Source organism: Nonomuraea sp. NPDC049607, from assembly GCF_040675375.1.
GTDB lineage: Bacteria > Actinomycetota > Actinomycetes > Streptosporangiales > Streptosporangiaceae > Nonomuraea.
In genome coordinates, this window is sequence record NZ_JBFAOV010000004.1 from 391,984 (window position 1) to 408,874 (window position 16,891).

Here is a 16,891-nt window from a genome sequence, read left to right on the forward strand (position 1 = left end):
GTCACTCCGAGTTCCGCGAGATGAGCATCCGGCGCATCACATGGGCCTTCACCGGGACGCCCAGGGCGAGCGCCACCACGCCACCGGCGGCCCCCGCCCACGGCACGACGACGGCCGCCAGCGACCCGGTGGCCACCAGCCCGGCGAACGCGCCCGCCGACGTCACGGCGAGCACGTCGTTGTTCGTGTTCTCCACCAGGTAGGCCGCGTACATGACGGTCAGGAACAGCGCCAGAACGACGAGGACCAGCCCGCCCATCACCCCGGGCGACGTCGCGCGCCCGTCCGGCAGCGCCCACCCGAGCAGGACCGCGCACGCGACGGCGACGGCGGCCCCCGCCCGCTCGACCCGGCCCAGGAGCCGGACCGCGCGGGCCCGCCCGGCCCGCCCGGCGGGCCCGCGCAGCCGCCGCGAGGTCGCGGGCTGCGCGACCCGCAGCAGGTAGATGGCGAGCTGGCAGACCGCGACCGCCGGAAGCAGCGCGAGGTACAGCACGCCGCTCTGCCCCGACCGCCCGGAGACGCCGAGCACCAGGTACACGGCCGCGAAGCAGAGCGCGTCACACAGGTCGGCCACCCCCAGCAGCCAGGTGGCCCGAGCCAGGGGACGCAGCAACCGCCGCCCACGGGCGGCACCCGTTCCAAGGAGCGGCAGCCAGTCGCGGGGGAGCGCCGCGAGGGCCGCGCAGGTCACCGCGACCGTCCCGGCCAGGACGAGCAGCAGGTGTGTCTGCGGCGGCCAGCCGATCCACAGGGTGGCGGCGGTGACGGCGAGCACCACGCCACCGCTCGCCCCGAACGCCATCGTGTCCAGCACGGGCCGCCCGCGCACGCGGTGCAGGCCGGAGACCGCCATCAGCAGGCCCGTGCAGGCCGACCACGCCCCGGCCGCGAGATACAGGGTCGCCACGGACAGCGGCGCGGTCACCGCCACGGGAACGAGCACCGCCAGCAGCACCGCCACCGGCGCGGCGGCCATCGCCACCGCCGGCCGGGAGACCGCCGGGCCGATCCGCCTGACCCGCGCCAGCGTCTTCAGCGCCGCCTTCTCCGGCGCGTCCGCGACCAGGAGCAGCCAGCCGCACAGCCCGAGGGCGGCGGCGAAGTGGCCGAACGTGGACCCGTCCCACACGGTCGCCGGGGCCGCCGCGGCCACCTGCGTACCGGCCCTGAACGCGCCCCGCCCCGCCAGCAGCCGCAGCACCGCCACCGGCCGGGGCACGACCGCGTCCACCGCGCTCACGAGCCGCCCGCCCGCGGCCCCCGGACACGGCACAGGGGAAGTTCAGGCAGCGGCCCGGCGGCCGGAGCGCCGGTACTGGGAAGGGCACGGGCAACTCGCCGCTCACGGAAGGGGCGATGGGCGTGGGGGTGGGTCTGGGTGTGGGTGCGGTGGTGGAGAGCGGCGTGGGCGTGGGTCACCGTGGTCCCCCGGTAGTCGCCTGGCGGCGTGATGGCGTTCGTGCGCCGGATCAGAGCGTCCGCCGTGCGGCCGGAATACCGGTTGGGGGGACCAAAACGGATCAACCGGAGGAGTAAGGGGTCGTCAGGCGGCGCCGGAGCGTTGTGCGGCCTGGTAGACGGCCATGGCCTCGTTGCCGAAGAAGGGGCCGAACATGAAGTCGGGGGCGAAGTCGTACTTGAAGCTGTTGACGGAGTTCAGCCAGCCGAGCCCGGTGGAGGTGTCGAACCCCTCGAACCACGGCCCGCCGCTCGACCCGCCGGTCATCGCGCAACGCAGCCCCTGGTCGCGCGTCCTGACCGGGTCCTTGAACGCCTTTCCGCTGCAGAACACCAGGTCAGAGCCATCGAAGGGGGCGGCGGCCGGGTAGCCGAAGGAGAACATCTGCCGTCCGGTGGGCTGGTTGAAGGCCACCCCCTGCCCGCCGACGACGTCGGTGAGCGTGCGTCCCTGTAAGGGCGCGACCACGACGGCGGCGACGTCGAAATTGATGTCCTCGTTGGTGTTCCACTGCTGGGTGGTCAGCACCCGGGTGGCCACCCACGTGCCGAACGGGCGGCGGCCGTCGTCGAAGCCCGGGACGAACACCCAGTTGCGGTGGGCGGCGCCGTTCAGCTTGACGCAGTGGCCCGCGGTCATCACGACGCTCTGGTTGGCGCTGGTCACGGCGGTGCCCGAGCAGGAGGCCGTACCTCCCTCGGCGGTGGTGAAGAACACCCGGCCGACCGTGCGGACGACGCCGCCCCCGTCGGCCCACGCCTGGCCGGGACTGTTCTGCACGGGCGCCGCCTGCCGGCCGGCCGCCGCCGTGCCCCCGGCGCCCGTGGCGGCGGCCGCGCCGCCACCGCCGGTCCAGGAGGTCGTGATCCGACGGGAGCCCGTGACGCCGCGGGACGCCCACGGCGAGCCCTGCGTCGGCCCGTCGGAGGACGTCCTGCGGCGCGGCGCGGGCGCGGAGAGCGGCCTGGCCGCCCGCATGCGCTCCGGCGTCCAGTACTCCGTGACGGTCCTGCGCTCGGACGACGTGCCGGCCCCCGACCAGCCCACGGGCCCGGGGGCGGACGTGGTTCCCGCCTGCGCGGGTACCGGCGCGCCCGCCACGGCGAGCGCGACGACGGACAGCAGGACGACTCTGCGGTGCATGACGTACCTCCGAAACCGGAACCGGGATCTGCCGTCAGGAGGTACGCGCGCCGCCCCCGCGCGGGCTCAAGCCATGCGCAATCGGGTATGGGCGCGACGGGATTACACATTCGGTTACACACTCTGGACCATGCCGCCCGCCCACCCCCTTCCTACCCTTGAGCCATGACTGGTTGGACGGAGACGGTCCTGCTGCGGGCGGCCGCTCTCGGCCCGCGCGTGGCGGTCGCCGAGGCCGCGAGCGGCGCCACGCTCACGTACGGCACGCTGGCCGTCCGCGCCCGCCAGGCAGCCCAGGGCCTGCGCCGGCGGGGCCTGCGCCCCGGCGACCCCGTGGTCGTGCTGCTGCGCGGCGGCTGCCACCTCCCCGTCGCCGGGTACGCCGTGCTCGCCGCGGGCGGTGTGGTCGTGTCCATCCCCGGCGGACCGGCCGCCGCCGGCGCCCGCATCATGATCACCGACCGGGACGACGCCGACGCGATCGCCCTGGAGGCCGACATCCGGCAGGTCTACTCCTTCACCGGCATCCCCGGCACGGCCGGCTTCGACAGCCTGCTCGGCGCCGACGGGCCGATCGAGCCCACCGCCCGGCTCACCACCGCCCGCAGGGTGAGCGCGGCCGACGTCGTCCTGGTCGCCGGGGCCGACCTGCGGGCGTACGACATGGTGCTCGGCGCGGGGGCCCGGCTGGTCGCGGCGCACGAGCCCGACCCGGCCGAATGCCGCAGGATCATCGCCGAGCACGACGTCACCCTGCTGATCGACGCGCGGTTGCGGATCGTCCCGGTCGGCGCCCCCGGTCCCGCGCTTGGGGCAAACCTCTGACAGCTCGTGAGGGCGGTGTCACACTGGGTGCCAATCCTGGGGTCCAGACACATGAGGATCATGGTGACGTTGCTCAGACACAACCTGCCCGCCGAGCCCGACAGGTTCATCGGGCGGGAGCGGGATCTGGAGGAGTTGTGCGGGCTGGTCGGTGAGGTCAGGCTGCTGACGCTCAGCGGCGTCGGGGGCACCGGCAAGACCCGGTGCGCGCTGCAGATCGCCACCCGGCTGGTCCCGTCCTTCCCCGACGGGGTCTGGCTGGCCGAGCTGTCCAGGCTGACCCGCGCCGACCTGCTGGTCCACGAGATCACCAAGGTGCTGGGCGTGCACGAGGAGGGCGTGCGGCCGCTGCTGGACACGCTGGTCGACTTCCTGCGCGGCAAGAAGCCGCTGCTCGTCCTGGACAACTGCGAGCATCTGGTCGAGGCGTGCGCCGAGCTGGCCGAGCGGCTGCTGACCTCCTGCGAGGACCTGCGGCTGCTGGTCACCAGCAGGGAGCCGCTGAAGATCCCCGGCGAGCTGGTGTGGCGGGTGCCGCCGCTGGCGGTGCCCGGCCCGGCGGAGGCGGCCGAGGAGGTCGAGCGGGTCGAGTCCGTGCAGCTCTTCCTCGACCGGGCGCGGGCGGCCGGGTCGGGGCTCGCGGTCACCGGCGCCAACGCCCGCGACATCGCCCGGCTCTGCCAGGCCCTCGACGGCCTGCCGCTGGCCCTGGAGCTGGCCGCGGCCAGGACCGCCGCGATGTCCCCCCGCCAGATCTCCGACCGGGTCAACGACCGGTTCCGGCTGCTGACGGCGAGCGGCCGTACGGCGCCGGCCCGGCAGCGCACCCTGCTGGCCACCCTCGAATGGAGCCACGACCTGCTCGCGCCGCAGGAGCAGGTGCTCTTCCGGCGGCTCGCGGTGTTCAGCGGGCCGTTCACCCTCGACCTGGCCGAGTCCGTCTGCGCCGGGCGGAGCCTGGCCGCCGCCCACGTCCTCGACGTGCTCAGCGGCCTGGTCGACAAGTCGCTCGTCCTGTTCGACCAGGGCAGCTCGTGCTACCGGCTGCTGGAGTCGGCCCGCCAGTTCGCCGCCGGGAAGCTGGAGTCGGCGGGCGAGACCCGGCACCTGCGCGACCGGCTGCTGCACGGCCTGGCCGACCTCGCCCACCACCACGGCCGCGACGTGTGGGCCACGCCCGGCCTGACCTGGCCCGAGCGCTACGCCCGGCTGCTCGCGCTCCAGGACCTCCTCGGCAACGCCCGCGAGGCCCTGTCCTGGGCCGTCGAGTCCGGTCTGGCCGAGCCGGGCCTGCGGCTCGCGTGCGGCTACATGCCGCTGTGGGCCGGGTTCGGCGAGCTGACCGAGGGCCGCCGCTGGTACGAGAGCCTGCTCGCGCTGCCCGCCGCCCGTACTCTCGGCGACCTGTCCGCCGAGGCCCTGCTCCACCACGCCAACCTGGCCTACGAGCAGCAGGACGCCGCCGCCTGCGGCGAGTCGGCCGCCCGCGCCCTTGAGCTGCGCCGCGCGACCGGCGACGACTTCATGCTGGCGTTCACCCTCGTGATCGCCGGCATGTACGAGGGCACCAAAGGCGACCTCGCCCTGGCCGCCGAGCGCGGGGAGGAGGCGCTGAAACTGGCGCTGCTCGTCGGCAACGGCCTGATCGAGGCGTCGGCGCGGCTGCTGCTGTCCGGCGTCGCCGCCTTCCACGGCCAGCGGCGCGAGTCGCTGACCAGGGGCGAGGAGGCCATCGAGGTCTATGCCCGGTTCGGCCACCTGTGGGGGGTCACCAGGGCCCACCTGGAGCTGGGCCGCTTCGCCGACTTCCTCGGCGACCTCGACACCGCCCGCCGCCACCTGGAGGAGTGCGCCGAGCTGGCCGAGGAGATGGCGGCCAAGCCCGTCCTCGCGACCAGTCTCGGCCTGCTCGGCGCGGTCCTGGCCCGCCAGGGCGAGGCGGAGCGGGCGAGGGAGCGGCTGGCCCGGTGCGTGACGCTGAGCCGGTCCATGGGGCAGCACCTGCCGATCATCTCCGTGCTGGTCACGCTGGCCGTGCTGGCCGAGGGGCAGCACGACCTCGAACCCGCCGTACGCCTCTGGGCCGCGGCCAGGGCCATGGAGGACCGCCTCGGGCTGCCCGTCTGGACCTCGGCCACGCCAGAGCCGCTGCTCGCCCGCGCCCGTGCGGAGGCCGGTGAGGGGCAGGTCCAGCTCTGGTGGACGATGGGCGGCGGCATGACGGAGGAGGAGGCCCTGCGCTACGGCCTGGCGGGCGAGCGGCCCGCCCAGGGGGCGTCCCGGCCTCCGGCGGGCCCGGCGTCGGTGCTCACGCCGCGTGAGCGGGAGATCGTCGTGCTGATCAGCCGGGGGTTGTCCAACCGGGCCATCGGCGAGGAGCTGTTCATCAGCCCGGCCACCGCCGCCCGGCACGTCGCCAACATCCTGCTCAAGCTGGGCTTCGGCTCGCGCACGCAGGTCGCCGCCTGGGCCGCGGAGCACGGCGTCCTGCACTGACCGCACCCACCGGCGGGGCACGGCGTCCTCCGCTGACCTCGCCCCCGGGCGGGGCACGGCGTTCGCGGCCGGGCCGGTCATCGGCCCGCGGCCACCTCGGCCGGGCGGGACGGTGGCGGGTCGAGGACCGCCGTGAACAGGTCTCCGGCCCGGTCCTGGCAACGTACGGCGGCCGGCTCGTCGCCGATGCGGCGGTGGGCGCGTCCCAGCGTCACCAGGGCCCGCGCCTCGCCCAGCTTGTAGCCGCTGCCGGCGTGGACGCGGGCCGCGCGGGCGGCGTACGAGATGGCCGCGCCCGTGTCGCCGGCCGCCAGCGCCGCCTCCGCGCACGCCGCCAGCGCCGCGCCCTGCACCAGCACCGCGCCCGCCTTCCTGGCCAGCCCCAGCCCGGCCAGCGTGTCGCGCATGGCGGCCAGGTGCTCGTCCAGGCCGGTGCGCGCCACGGCCAGCCCCACGAGCGCGTCCGCCTGGCCCACGGCGGCGCCGATGCCGCGGGCCCGCTCCAGCGCGGCGTTCAGCTGCCCGACGGCGGCTCCCGGATCGGTCTGGCTGCGGATGCGGCCGAGCCCGATCAGGGCGTCCAGCTCCAGCTTGGGATCGCCGACCGCCAGCGCCCGCCGCAGCGCCTCCTCGGCGTAGCCGAGCGCGTCGGCCCGCCGGCCCGCGTCCAGGTGCACGTCGGCCAGTTCCCTGCACAGGTCGGCCTGGTACCGCTCGCCGATCGCGGCGCCGAGCCCGCGCGCCGCCGTCAGGCACCGGACGGCCTCGCCCAGCCGCCCGGTCAGCCGCAGCACGGCGCCGAGCCCGGCCAGCGCGGCGGCCTCGGTCGCCGGCAGCCCGCGGTCGCGGCAGAGCGACAACGCCTCGCTCAGGTGCTCCTCGGCGACGCCGAGCCGGCCCATCTGGGTCAGCGCCAGCCCCAGGTGGACGAGCGGCGCGGCCCCCACCCGCGCGGAGCGCCGGGAGCCGTCCACGGCCAGGGTCAGCAGCCGCCGGGCCGCGCCCAGCCTGCCCTGCTGGAGGTGGACCACGCCGAGCGCGGCCAGCGCCGCGAGCCTGCCCTCCGGCCAGCCGGCCAGTTCGGCGGCCGTGAACGCCCCCCGCAACTCCTCGACCGCCTCGGTCAGCTCGGCCGCCCGCCACCGCGTGGAGGCCAGGCAGTGCCCGACGGCCGCCTGGCCCAGGTGGTCGCCGGCCGCGCGGGCGGCCTGCCGGGCGTCCCGCAGCACGTCCGTCCAGCCGGGCTGGCCGCCGGTCAGGTCGAGGTAGCCGTTCATGGCGTCGATGAGCCGCCAGGCGTACGGGTGGCCGGGGGCGTTCCGGAGGGCGGCGACGAGGTTGGCGCGTTCGGCGTCCAGCCAGGCCAGCGCGGCGGTCGCGCCGGTGAAGGCGACCGGACGGCGGGAGCCGTCGGCGGGGGCGCGCAGCAGGTGGGGATAGGCGACGTCGCCGGCCTCCCGGACCATCCGCAGGTACCAGGCCATCAGCGCGTCCAGGGCGCGGGCCCGCCCCGGCGCGGACTCCTCGGCCAGCACGCGTTCGCGGGCGTACTCCCGCATCAGGTCGTGGAAGGTGTAGCGGCCCGGCTCCGGCTCCTCGACCAGGTGCGCGGCGGCGAGCCCGGACAGCAGCCGGTCGGCCTCGGCCGGGACGGTCCCGGCCAGCGCGCCGGCCGCCCCCGCGGTGAACGTGGGCCCCGGGACGAGCGCGAGCAGCCGGAACAGCCGCCGTGCCGCCGGATCCAGGCGGTGGTAGGACAGGTCGAACGCGCCGCGCACGGCCGCGTGCGGATCTCCGGTGACCGCCAGGGCCGATAATCGGGTGCCGGTCAGCCGGCGCACCTGGCCGGCGATGCCGCCGGCGGCGTCCCCGTCGGCCCTGCCGAGGATGCCCGCGGCGGCGATGCGCAGCGCCAGCGGCAGCCGGCCGCACGCCCTGGCCAGGTCGAGCGCCGCGTCCCGCTCGGCGGCCAGCCGCTCGCCGCCGAGGAGGCCGCCGAACAGCGTGACCGCCTCGCCGGTGGACAACATGCCGAGCGGGACGGGGATCGCGCCGTCCCGGGCGACCAGGCCGTCCAGGCGGTCCCTGCTGGTGATCACGGTGGCGCAGCGCGGGCCGCCCGGCAGCAGCGGGCGGACCTGCTCCTCGCTGCCGGCGTTGTCCAGCACCACCAGCACCCGCCGGTCGGCCAGCAGGCTGCGGTAGGCCGCGCTGGCCTCCTCCACCGTGCCGGGCACGCGCTCGGCGGGCACGCCGAGCCCGCGCAGGAAGCGGCCCAGCGCCTCGATCGGCAGCAGCGGCCGCTCGGCCGAGTGCCCGCGCAGGTCCACGTAGAGCTGGCCGTCGGGGAAGCGGTGGCGGTCGCGGTGGGCCCAGTGCAGGGCCAGGGCGGTCTTGCCCGAGCCGCCCGCGCCGGTCAGCACCGCGATCGACGTCCCGCCGGAGGCCGGGTCGCCGCCGGTCCCGAGCGGGTCGAGCAGCCGGAGCTGGGCCGTCCGCCCGGTGAACTGGCCGGGGCCGGGCGGCAGCTGGGCGGGCGTCACCGTTTCCCGGGAATCGGACGGCCTGATCGGCGGAACGTTCCCGCGCAGGATGCGCTGGTGCAGTTGCCGCAGCTCGGGGCCGGGGTCCAGGCCCAGTTCCTCGGTGAGGCGGCGGCGGGTGCGGTCGTACCGCTCCAGGGCGTCCACGCGGCGGCCGGCCCGGCACAGCGCCAGCATGAGCAGGCCCACCAGCCCCTCACGGAACGGGTGCTCGGCGACCAGCGCGATCAGCTCCGGGACCAGCACGGCGGCGCGGCCCGCCCGGACCTCGGCGTCCAGGCACTCCTCGACGGCTGCGAGGCGTTCCTCGGCCAGGGCGTCGCGCAGCCGGTCCAGCAGCTCGCCGCCGGAGACGCCGGTCAGCGGCTCGCCCCGCCACAGGGTCAGGGCGCGGCGCAGCCCGGTGGCCTGCCGCTCGGCCGTCTCCCCGGCCCGCGCGCGGGTGACCGCCGTCCGGAACTCGTGCACGTCCACCTGTCCGGGGTCCAGGCCGAGCTGGTAGCCGCGCGGGCGGTAGGCGATGGTGACGCCGGCCGCGGCCAGGGCGGGGCGCAGCCGGGAGACGTACCCCTGCACCAGGTTGCGCGCCCCGGCCGGGGGACGCTCGCCCCACAGGCCCTCGATCAGCCGGTTCACCGAGACGAGCCGGCCCGCGTCCAGCGCGAGCAGGGCCAGCGCCGCCCGCTGCCGGGGCGGCCCGAGCGGGATCTCCTGGCGCCCCCGCCAGGCTCGCACCGCCCCCAGGAGCCCGATCTTCAGTACGTCCGCCAGACCTGCCCGTGTTGTTTCGTCTGACATGTCGTATTTCCCCTTTGCCACGTCGCAGGCCGCCGTACAGCAGACATGACAGGCAGTACAGCCGAAATCCTGACGCCATCAAGCCCCCGTGCAGCGGCCTGCTGCACTCTGAACGCGATCTCGCTTGGTTCGCCCCACATTCGCTTGACACGGGCTGACAGACGCGCGGGCCGTGCGGCCGGCGTCGCCGCGTCACCCCGGGGAAGAGGCAGCGTTGTCCGAACCGCACCACGACGTTCTCCAGGAGTTCGCCCGGACGGCCGAGCGCCACCCGGACCGTCCGGCCCTGGTCCACGCCGGCCGCACCCTCACCTATGCCGAGCTGGCCGCCCGGGTCCGCGCGACGGCCCGGCGGCTCGGGCCCGATCCCGGGGCGGTGGGCGTGCTGACGTCCCGCACGCCGGGGACCGTGGCCGCGCTGCTGGGCACGCTCGCGGCGGGCGGCGCGTACGTGCCCGTCGACCCGGCGCACCCGCGGGCCCGCCGGGAGGCGGTGCTGGCGGCGGCCGGCTGCCGCACGCTGATCGCGTCCGGACCCGGCGCGTGGGCCCCGGACGGCGTGCGCGTGATCGAGCCGCCCGATCGCGTCGAGCCGGACGGCGGACCGGTGGACGAGCTCGACGAGCTCGCGGCCGTCGAGGCGGACACGCCCGCGTACATCCTGTTCACCTCCGGCTCGACCGGCGCGCCCAAGCCCGTGGTGACGCCCAGGCGGGCGATCTCCGTCGTGACCGGGGCGCTGCGCGAGCTGTTCGGGATCACCCCCGCCGACCGGGTGCTCCAGTTCGCCTCGCTGAACTGGGACACCTGCCTGGAGGAGATCCTGCCCGCGCTGACCGGCGGGGCGGCGCTGGTCTTCCACGACGGCGCGCATTCGGGGTCGTTCCGCCGGATGCTGCGCGCGGTCGCCGACGAGCGGGTCACCGTGCTGGACCTGCCTACGGCGTTCTGGCACGAGCTGGTAGGGCACCTGGTGGACGAGCGGGCCGCGCTGCCTGCGTGCGTCCGGTTGGTGATCATCGGCGGCGAGGCCGTGAGCCCGCCGCGTCTGGCGGACTGGCGGGCCCTGGACACCGGCGGCATCCGGCTGCTCAACACCTACGGCTGCACGGAGACCACCCTCATCACGCACGCCGTCGACCTGCACGGCCCCCTGGCGCCCGGGGACGCGGGGGAACGGGCGCCGGGGGATGCGCGCGGCGCGGCGGCGCGGGAGCGGGCGTCGGGGGAGCGGGCTTCGACGGAGCCGGGCGGCACGGCGGTGGGGGAGCGGGTGCCGATCGGCTGGGCGCTGCCGCACGTCGTGCAGCGGGTGAGTGAGGAGGGGGAGCTGCTGGTCGGCGGGCCGGCCCTGGCGCTGGGCTACCTGGCCCTGCCCGAGGCGACCGCCGCCCGCTTCGTCACCCCCGGGACGGAGTCCGGGCGGTTCTTCCGCACCGGCGACCGGGTCACCGTGACCGGGGGCGGGGCGCTCGTCCACGAGGGCCGGCTCGACCACGAGCTCAAGATCCGGGGCATCCGGGTGGACCCGGCCGAGGTCGAGGCGCACATCGCCGGCCATCCGGGCGTGGGCGCGGTGGCGGTGGCGGGTGTCACGGTCGCCGATCACACGACCCTCGCCGCGTACGTCGTGCCCCGCCCGCAGCCCGGCCGGGACACCGAGGACGGGCTGGCCGCCGAGGTCCGGGACTACCTGCGGGACCGGGTGCCGTGCCACCTCGTGCCCAGCCGGATCACCGTCGTGCCCGAACTGGCCTACACCACCAGCGGCAAGGTCGACCGCGCCGGTTCGCACCGGCGCTACACCACCAACTGAAGGAGATCATGTACGTGGACGTCACCGCCGTCTCTGACATCTTCCGGCGGGTACTGGAAAACCCCGAAATAACGGATGATTCCGACTTTTTCGTCTTGGGTGGGGATTCGCTGCTCGCCACCCGCGTCCTGAGCGCGATCGCCCGCGACTGCGGCGCCGAGCTCGACTTCGACGACTTCCTCGACGCGCCCACCCCGGCCGCCCTGGCCAAGAAGATCGCGAGCCTGGCATGAGCGAGCCGGGCACGAGGGCCCCGGGCGTCAAGGCGCCGGGCTTGAGGGAGGCGGGCGTCAAGGCGCCGGGCTTGAAGGTCGTCGTCGTGGGCGCGGGCCTGGCCGGGCTCACCGCCGCCGCCGACCTGGCCGCGTCCGGCGCCGAGGTCACCGTGATCGAGGCCAGGGACCGCGTCGGCGGCCGTACGCACGGCATCGAGGTCGCCCCCGGCGGCTGGGCCGACGCGGGCGCGGCGTACCTGGGGGAGCGGCACACCGCGCTGACGGCCCTGCTGGCCGAGCTGGACCTGAAGACCACCCCGGCCACCGTGGGCGGCGCGGCCAGGTTCGCGCTCGGCGGCGAGCCGGTGACCGGCCGCTTCCCGCCTCTGTCGGCGGTCGCGCTGGGCGGCCTGTTCGACGCGCTGGAGGAACTGGCCGCCGCCGTCCGCCCCGACGCGCCCTGGCTGACCCCGGACGCCGCCCGCCTGGACGCCACCACGGCGGCCGACTGGGCCGAGGCACACCTGACGCATCCGGACGCGCGGTTGTTCTTCCCGCTGTTCGCCGGCGAGATGATGGCCGCGGACCCGGCGGACGTGTCCGTCCTGCACCTGGCCTTCTACCTGCGCTCGGGCGGCGGGCTGCGCTACCTGAACGCCTTCGCGGGCGGCGCGCAGGAGGACCGGATCGACGGCGGCGCCCACCAGGTGTGCCTGCGCCTGGCCGCCCGGCTCGGCGACCGGGTGCGCCTCGGCGAGCCGGTGCGCGCGGTCCACCAGGACGACTCCGGCGTGGACGTCGTCACCGCGACCGGCTCGGCCAGGGCGGACGCGGTGGTGGTCGCCGTGCCGCCGTCGCTCGCCGACGCCATGGAGTTCCGGCCGGGCCTGCCCGCGCCGCGGTCGGGCCCCCGTACGGCGCCCGGCTGCGCGGTGAAGGTGCACCTGGTCTACCCCGCGCCGCTCTGGCGCGAGCAGGGCCTTTCGGGCTGGTCGGTCAGCGCGGAGGGCCCCCTGCTGTCCACCGTGGACGACTCGCCCGCGGGCGGCTCGGCGGGCGTGCTGACCGGGTTCGTGACCGGCGCGCAGGCCAAGGCGTTCGCCGCGCTGCCCCCGCGCGAGCAGGCCGGGCGGGCGCGGGCCCAGGTCGCGCGGCTGTTCCCCGGGCTGCCCGCCCCGGACGCCTGCCACGTGACCGACTGGCTCGGCGACGACTACAGCCGGGGCTGCTACGCGGCGCTGTTCGGGCCGGGCGACTGGCTCCGGCTCGGCCCGCGCCTGACCACCCCCCACCAGCGGGTGCACTGGGCCGGCACCGAGACGAGCACCGAGTTCTTCGGCCTGATGGAAGGCGCCATCCGCTCAGGACACCGGGTGGCCGCGGAGATCGACGCGACCTGGAGGCACATCCATGACTGACCGGACCCCGATCGCCCCCCTGGCCGTACGGGAGGGCTTCATGACCGAACCCGGCCTCGGCGCGGGCAACTTCCTCGACCACGCCCTCGCGGCCAACCCCAACCGCGCGGTGCCGTTCGTCCACAGCCACCACACCGACCACCGCGGCCAGGTCGTGTTACGCGGCCACAGCCTGACCGACCTCGCGGCCCTGCGCGACCGGTACGCCACCTGGTACCACGCCAACGGCGTGCGGCCCGGCGAGCCCGTGGGCGTCGTCGTGGCCGAGGGGCTGGAGCCGCTGCTGCACTTCCTGGCGCTCACCGCGCTCGGCGCAATCCCGGCGATGGTCAACGACGCCATGCGGGCCGACGTCATGGCCGGCTACCTGGAGCACGTCGGCGTGGTCGGCGTCGTCGCCGACGACACGACCAGGCTGCAGCTCGCCTACCGCAACACGCCCCGGGCCCGGCCCAGGTTTCTCGCCCTGGCCGCCGAGGTGCGCGCCCACGACGCGGCGTCGGGCGGCCTGCCGGAGCAGTACCCGTACCGGCATGAACCGGACGACGTGGTGGCGCTCATCCACTCCTCGGGCACCACCGGCACGCCCAAGTCCACCATCCTCGGGCATCGCAGCTTCTGGGACGGCAAACAGCTCCGGATGGTGCGCTTCCCGGCGGAGCCGTACGACCGGCTGATGTCGCTCATGCCGCACACGCACGCGGGCGGGCTCAGCTACTTCCTCACCGCGGTCCTGCTCGGGCTGCCGACCGTGATCATGTCGGACTGGCGGCGCGCCGGCGTGGAGCCGGTGATGGAGGCGTTCCAGCCGACGATGGTGGCCTCGTTCCCGCGCACGTTCGTGGAGCTGGCGACCGGCGAGCTGCCGGTCAGGGGCGCGGCCAGGGTGCACTCCTGGTTCAACACCGGCGACAGCGCCCACTACGGCCACATCCGGCGGCTCGTCACGCTCGGCGAGCGGCCCGCGGGGCTGATCAGGTCGTGGCTGCTGCCGCGCGGCGAGGCCGCCGGCGAGCCGCTGCCCGGCTCCCAGTTCGTGGACGGGCTCGGCTCCTCGGAGATGGGCATGGCGCTGTTCGGCCAGGTCACCTCCCCCGAGACGCCGCGCGCCGACCGCTGCGTCGGCAAGCCCCAGGACGCGGTGATCAAGGCCGCCGTGCTCGACGAGAACGGCCGGGAGCTGCCCGACGGCGAGGTCGGCCTGCTGGGCGTGATCACTCCGTCGCGCACCCCCGGCTACTGGAACGACCAGAGGCTGACCGGCAGCTTCGAGCTCAACGGCTTCTGGCTCACCGGCGACGTCGCCCGCCGGGACGCCGAGGGCAACTTCTACCACCTCGACCGCACCGTGGACGTGATCGACACCGCGGCCGGGCCGGTCTACAGCCTGCCCGTCGAGGAGGTGCTGATCGCCGACTGCGCGGACCTCGTCCAGGACTGCTCGGTCGTCGGCGTGCCGGGGCCCGAGGGCCAGGTGCCGATCGCCGTCGTACGGACGCAGGCCGAGGCCGCCGCCGTCACCGCCGAGGAGGTCAGGGAGAAGGCCAACAAGGCGCTGGCCGACGCGGGCCTGGCCACGCTGGCCGCCGTGGTCCTGGCGCGCACCGAACAGGACTACCCGCTCGGCCCCACAGGCAAGGTGCTCAAGCGTGAGCTCCGCACCCGGCACGCGGCGCTGTTCGCCGGATGAGCCCACACGACGACACCCCCCGCCACCCCGTCGCCGCCACCGGAACCGCCCGCTCAGCCGACACCGGAACCGCCCGGTCCGACGCCGCGGGGCCCGCCAGTGCCCGGTCCGGCGCCGCGGGGCCCGGGACCGCCGAGTCCGGCGGCGTCCGCCCCTTCGTGTACGCGCGGCGGGCGCTCGCCGAGCCCGACTGGCGGCGGCTGCCGGGCTGGCGGGAGGTCACCGAGGCGCAGTGGCGCGACGCCCAGTGGCAGCGCGCCCACTGCGTGCGGAACGCGGCGCAGCTGCGCGCCGTGACCGGCGACCTGCTCCAGGAGGCCTTCCTCGCCGACCTGGCCGCCGACGTGGCCCGCTTCGCCACCATGTCCATACTGGTCACGCCCCAGCTCCTCAACGTCATGGCGCCGGACGAGCCGGAGGACCCGGCCGCGTTCACGGCGGCGTTCCTGGCCAACCCGGTCCGCCGCTACCTGCTGCCGGTCGCCTCCGACCGGCACCCGGTCTGGCCGAGCCATCCGCGGGCCCAGCGCGACTCGCTGCACGAGGCCGAGATGTGGGCGGTGGAGGGCCTGACCCACCGCTACCCGACGAAGGTGCTGGCCGAGCTGCTGGCCACGTGCCCGCAGTACTGCGGTCACTGCACCCGGATGGACCTGGTCGGCACGTCCACGCCGCAGGTCGTCAAGGCCAGGCTCGCGCTCAGGCCGGTGGACCGGCAGGAGCTGATGCTGGACTACCTCAAACGCACGCCCGCCGTCCGGGACGTGGTGGTCTCCGGCGGCGACCTGGCCAACATGCCGTGGCCGCGGCTGGAGGCGTTCCTGCTGCGGCTCCTGGAGCTGGAGTCCGTGCGCGACATCCGGCTGGCCACCAAGGCGCTGGTCGGGCTGCCGCAGCACTGGCTCCAGCCGGCCGTGGTCGAGGGCGTGGGCCGGGTGGCCGCCGTGGCCCGCGCCCGCGGGGTGAACCTGGCCGTGCACACCCACGCCAACCACGCGCGTTCGGTGACGCCGCTGGTCGCCGAGGCGGCCGGGGCCCTGCTGGCGGCCGGCGTACGGGACGTGCGCAACCAGGGCGTGCTCATGCGCGGCGTGAACGCCACCCCGCACGACCTGCTCGACCTGTGCTTCGCCCTGCACGGCGAGGCCGGCATCCTGCCCTACTACTTCTACGTCTGCGACCTGATCCCCAACGCCGAGCACTGGCGCACCCCCCTCCACCAGGCACGCAGCCTCCAGGAGGCCATCATGGGCCACCTGCCCGGCTACGCCACGCCCCGGATCGTGTGCGACGTGCCCTACGTCGGCAAGCGCTGGGTGCACCAGGCCGCCGCCTACGACCGGGAACGCGGCGTCTCGTACTGGACCAGGAGTCACGGGATCGGGCTGGAGCCGCCCGGCCCTGAGCGCCGCTTCCCCTTCTACGACCCGATCGACACCCTGCCCGAGCCCGGCCGCCGCTGGTGGACGAGCCAGAAGGGAGAGTCATGACCCCGTTGCGCCGCATGTGCTGGATCTTCCCCGACCGGGAGTCCACCCGGGCCACCGCGATGTGGCACCCGTTCTTCTGGGACCTGTACGAGGACGTGGCCGCCGAGCTCGGCCTGCGCTGGACCAGGAACTCCCCGGACTCGGTCACCGTGGACGCGCTGGACCCCGGCAACCCCCGCGTCTACGTGGACGACGAGCCGGTCACCCCCGAGGACACGCTCTTCATCACCGCCCTGTACTCCCTGCCCTACCAGTCCATGGACGTCTTCAACCAGTACGCCCTCTACGCGGTGCTGGAGGAGGCCGGCTTCTACCTGCCGTTCCCGCCGTCCCTGTCGCCGGTGGCCAACGACAAGCTGGCCACCGTCCTGCGGCTGCGGGACTCGCCCGTGCCGCCGATCCCGACCCTGCGCATCGGCACCGGCCGGGACACCAGCAAGCACCTGTACGAGGCCGCGATCGCCGGCCTCACCTACCCGGCCCTGGTCAAGCCCGCCGGCTGGTGCGGCGGCGGCGGGGTGAACCTGGCCCGCGACTCCGAGGAGCTGCGCGGCCTGGCCAGCCTCGCCCAGGGCGGCGACACCACGCTCGTGGTCCAGCCGTACCTGGGCGACGGCACCGTGGACTACCGCGTCTACGTCGTGGACGGCGAGCCGTACGCCGTCATGAAGCGCATCCCCGAGCCGGGCTCACCGGTCGCCAACGCCAGCAGGGGCGGCACGATGGAGTTCCCGCCCGTGCCGCCGGAGCTGGCGGCGGCCACGGCGTACTTCTACGAGCGGGTGCCCATCCCGTTCTTCTGCGTCGACTTCCTCCACGACGGCGAGCGCTACTGGTTCTCCGAGCTGGAGCCCGACGGCGTGATCGCCCCCGACCTGGGCGACCCCGCCCGCACCCTCCAGCGCGACGTCACCCGGGCCCGCTGGACGGCCTACCGCGACGGCCACGCCCGCTTCCTCAAAGAACGCCTCCCGCACGAACCCGAGAGCTGGTGA

The 16,891-nt window shown here is 75.4% G+C and carries 11 protein-coding genes; 8 read left to right on the plus strand and 3 right to left on the minus strand.

All coding sequences use genetic code 11. The features are described 5' to 3' along the window. Position 1: 1 nt before the first annotated feature. Both AB0J97_RS11700 and AB0J97_RS11705 read right to left on the minus strand, forming a co-directional pair. On the minus strand, positions 2-1,276 hold the full coding sequence (locus tag AB0J97_RS11700) for a hypothetical protein (protein WP_364087274.1): 1,275 nt from the start codon (positions 1,274-1,276) through the stop codon (positions 2-4). Between the two features lie 270 nt (positions 1,277-1,546). Continuing rightward, positions 1,547-2,605, minus strand: a complete 1,059-nt coding sequence (locus AB0J97_RS11705) for a peptidase (RefSeq protein WP_364087276.1) — start codon at positions 2,603-2,605, stop codon at positions 1,547-1,549. 165 nt (positions 2,606-2,770) lie between these two features. On the opposite strand from AB0J97_RS11705, the gene AB0J97_RS11710 reads away from it, so the two are divergent. Together AB0J97_RS11710 and AB0J97_RS11715 are read left to right on the plus strand one after the other, a co-directional pair. Next, positions 2,771-3,430, plus strand: coding sequence for an AMP-binding protein (locus AB0J97_RS11710; protein WP_357707948.1), 660 nt, complete (start codon positions 2,771-2,773; stop codon positions 3,428-3,430). A gap of 51 nt (positions 3,431-3,481) precedes the next feature. After that, positions 3,482-5,926: a LuxR C-terminal-related transcriptional regulator gene (locus AB0J97_RS11715; RefSeq protein WP_364087279.1), complete on the plus strand. Its 2,445-nt coding sequence runs from the start codon at positions 3,482-3,484 to the stop codon at positions 5,924-5,926. 77 nt (positions 5,927-6,003) lie between these two features. On the opposite strand, the gene AB0J97_RS11720 is transcribed toward AB0J97_RS11715, so the two are convergent. Then, positions 6,004-9,267: a BTAD domain-containing putative transcriptional regulator gene (locus tag AB0J97_RS11720; protein ID WP_364087281.1), complete on the minus strand. Its 3,264-nt coding sequence runs from the start codon at positions 9,265-9,267 to the stop codon at positions 6,004-6,006. A 214-nt stretch (positions 9,268-9,481) separates the two neighbouring features. On the opposite strand from AB0J97_RS11720, the gene AB0J97_RS11725 reads away from it, so the two are divergent. The 6 genes from AB0J97_RS11725 to AB0J97_RS11750 are packed head-to-tail and all read left to right on the plus strand — an operon-like array spanning position 9,482 to position 16,891. After that, positions 9,482-11,083 carry an AMP-binding protein gene (locus tag AB0J97_RS11725; RefSeq protein WP_364087283.1) on the plus strand — a complete coding sequence of 534 codons (1,602 nt, stop codon included), beginning with the start codon at positions 9,482-9,484 and terminating at the stop codon, positions 11,081-11,083. A gap of 8 nt (positions 11,084-11,091) precedes the next feature. Beyond that, a complete protein-coding gene (locus tag AB0J97_RS11730) occupies positions 11,092-11,316 on the plus strand; it encodes an acyl carrier protein (protein WP_357707953.1) in 225 nt (74 codons plus the stop codon). Beyond that, positions 11,313-12,716, plus strand: a complete 1,404-nt coding sequence (locus AB0J97_RS11735) for an FAD-dependent oxidoreductase (RefSeq protein ID WP_364087286.1) — start codon at positions 11,313-11,315, stop codon at positions 12,714-12,716. The genes AB0J97_RS11730 and AB0J97_RS11735 overlap by 4 nt, the downstream gene beginning before the upstream one ends. Next, the gene (locus AB0J97_RS11740; protein ID WP_364087288.1) at positions 12,709-14,406 is read left to right on the plus strand and encodes a class I adenylate-forming enzyme family protein; all 1,698 of its coding nucleotides are present in this window, start codon (positions 12,709-12,711) and stop codon (positions 14,404-14,406) included. The genes AB0J97_RS11735 and AB0J97_RS11740 overlap by 8 nt, the downstream gene beginning before the upstream one ends. After that, a complete protein-coding gene (locus AB0J97_RS11745; RefSeq protein WP_364087290.1) occupies positions 14,403-15,896 on the plus strand; it encodes a lysine 2,3-aminomutase in 1,494 nt (497 codons plus the stop codon). Before AB0J97_RS11740 ends, AB0J97_RS11745 begins: the two co-directional genes overlap by 4 nt. Then, positions 15,893-16,891, plus strand: a complete 999-nt coding sequence (locus AB0J97_RS11750) for a hypothetical protein (RefSeq protein WP_357707958.1) — start codon at positions 15,893-15,895, stop codon at positions 16,889-16,891. The genes AB0J97_RS11745 and AB0J97_RS11750 overlap by 4 nt, the downstream gene beginning before the upstream one ends.